Source organism: Endozoicomonas sp. SESOKO1 (assembly GCF_024606265.1).
Lineage (GTDB): Bacteria > Pseudomonadota > Gammaproteobacteria > Pseudomonadales > Endozoicomonadaceae > Endozoicomonas.
In genome coordinates this window covers 1-2,310 of the sequence record NZ_JAHHPP010000157.1, presented here as the reverse complement: position 1 = coordinate 2,310, position 2,310 = coordinate 1, and the positions used below count along the sequence as shown (strand labels likewise).

At 42.6% G+C, this 2,310-nt stretch carries 2 protein-coding genes; both read left to right on the top strand.

Annotated features, from left to right (window positions below; all coding sequences use genetic code 11):
- The first annotated feature begins 147 nt into the window (after positions 1-147).
- The gene (locus KDK13_RS07580; protein ID WP_257284370.1) at positions 148-789 is read left to right on the top strand and encodes a hypothetical protein; all 642 of its coding nucleotides are present in this window, start codon (positions 148-150) and stop codon (positions 787-789) included.
- A gap of 49 nt (positions 790-838) precedes the next feature.
- The gene (locus KDK13_RS07575) at positions 839-2,230 is read left to right on the top strand and encodes a hypothetical protein (protein ID WP_257284369.1); all 1,392 of its coding nucleotides are present in this window, start codon (positions 839-841) and stop codon (positions 2,228-2,230) included.
- Positions 2,231-2,310 lie beyond the last annotated feature (80 nt).

Below are 2,310 nucleotides of genomic sequence, written 5' to 3'. Positions count from 1 at the left end.
AGACCAATTTGCTGCCACCGCAGTAGGGCAGTCTATTCTCGGACAGGCTCCTAGGTAGTTCTTGATGTAATCCATTTACATATATGCTGAATTCTGGCTTGTTGGTTTATCGTAGTATTATCTATGATGAAGGTAGTGAGAGATTCTATGAAGTATATGGAAGCCTATTTTTCCCAGATTGAAACAATGTCTAGCCGAATCAATAAAAATTCATCAGCCGCTAAGGGAGCCTGTCATAATTTTTCCCTGCATTGGCTCCGGCTGGTTTTATCAGATAGCAGAGAATTCCCCAGAGACAGATTGACAAAGATTAAAGGGAAAGCCGGAGGTGCCAATCCATTGTTGCAGTATGTGTATAATCTCCGCTTTAGTCCAGAAGAGCTGACTCAATCTGATCAAATGATCTTGCGACTTCGTGGTTTAAAATCTCTGGATCCGATTCTAGGTTATAGTACTTATTTCTTGCAAAGTCTTCTCAGTAATTTGGCATGGATAAAAGGCGCTTTTATTTATTCATTTTGGTTCGACCCTCCAAATAAGATTCCTGGGACTGAAAGTGAGGGACATAGCATTGCCTTTTATCGTACGTCTGTTGGTATTGAGGGTTTTATCTTTGTTTATGATCCCAACTATGGTGAGTTTCATGTGTTGCCGGAGGATTTTGTAAAGTTCTGGCCGGGACTTATGGCTAACTATGGCTCACTTTATGCCCATTTGCTTAGGCAAATTGAAATTGACGGTGAGGATTATGTGGATGGTAAGCCATCGACATCTTCAAGAGTTGTATAGATTACCAACTGTATTCAGCACCTCAGGTTAACGATTTGAGGGGGTATGTATGTCACTTGGCCAGGTCACTTCCACAAATGTAACTATAACTGGTGAGTTTGTGACGTCAACGGAGTCCTCTGGTAACAAGGTTCAGCAAGTCGAAGGTCGTAAACTTATCAAGGGTGAAGAGGTTGGTGCTTTAGCCTGCTCATTGGAGGGGACTTTTGCAAAACTTTATTCTGGAGGCGAATCCGAGTTACTGGAAGTTGTTCAAAATGCGTCGCCCAAGTTAATGTCATTTCATTCTGAATCTACTATGGCTGCTAGGCAAACGTCTGGGGTTTTGGCTCTTGGAAAGAACGGCGGGCCGTTACACGGGAGTGTGGTTGTTACCGCAGAAAAATTCATAGAGCTGATGCGTAACGATAAATTTGCCACAGATACCAATTATATTGTTGATTCATTTCTTGATTTAACAGGACTTCAAAACGTTATTCTACCTCCCAGTCTTCACATCAAGGGGGGGCTCAGACTAGGACGGAAAGATGTTAATGTTCTGCCTGACAGTTTGTTTGGAACTGACGTTCATACAGCAGCAAGAAATCGGGAGTTTATCCTGTCGTGTCGTCCTGGTTCAGAAAATACTAACTTAAAAGTAGATAAGCCTGAGGATACTGATATCAGTTATCTGTCTGATAACTTGATGGTGGATGGAACGTTTGTTGCTTCAAATTGTTCAAAGTGGCTTGGGTTTGGGAGCAAGACGTTGATTATGGGGGATTGTAGAGTCATTGACTGTGAAAACTTTCAGACGTTGGGAAAGCAGTTTAACGTGCCAAATGGCAATCTTACCGTGTGCAGATGCCCCGGGTTGAAGACACTGCCTGACACTTTTTTAGTGAAATCTTCGGTCACTCTGGATAAAACAGGCCTGATCAGTATCTCTGAAAATATGAAGTTTGGCGGTTCTCTGAATGTGATTGACTGTCATGATTTCAAGTCGATTGGTTCCGGTGTTTCTGTGGGTAGTGTTTTTATTAAAAACTGTAAGCATTTTGAGCAATGGCCGGTAGATATGATGGTGCAGGAATCAATTCGGCTGGCTGACCTTCATGGAGTCATGGTTTTTCCTGGAGTTCTCAAGTTAGATGGAGATTTAAATCTGTCACAGATTAGAGTGAAGCTGCCCAATGATCTCAGTGTCGGAAGAGATTTGATAATGACGTCAACTGATACCATAAATCTGTATGATGATCTTCAGGTGAAAGTTAAATTAAATATTGATTTAAAAAACACCCCCATGAAATATGTTCCATCCTGGTTGAGTAATTGCTTTGAACCAGACTCGGGACTGCCTATGCCGCACCATGTTTTTCTGGAAGGAACCGGGTTGGCCAGGGCAGGGAGTGAGCTAGAGGACACTGATGGTATAATCTACCATTTTGATGACAAGGAATGAGTGGTCGACGTGTACAGGTTGAGGTATTTGGCTCCCCGAGCTGGACTCGAACCAGCGACCCAATGATTAACAGTCATTTG

Coding starts and splice junctions, on each gene's coding strand:
- KDK13_RS07580 (WP_257284370.1), top strand. CDS start 148: ATGAAGTATATGGAAGCCTATTTTTCCCAGATTGAAACAATGTCTAGC.
- KDK13_RS07575 (WP_257284369.1), top strand. CDS start 839: ATGTCACTTGGCCAGGTCACTTCCACAAATGTAACTATAACTGGTGAG.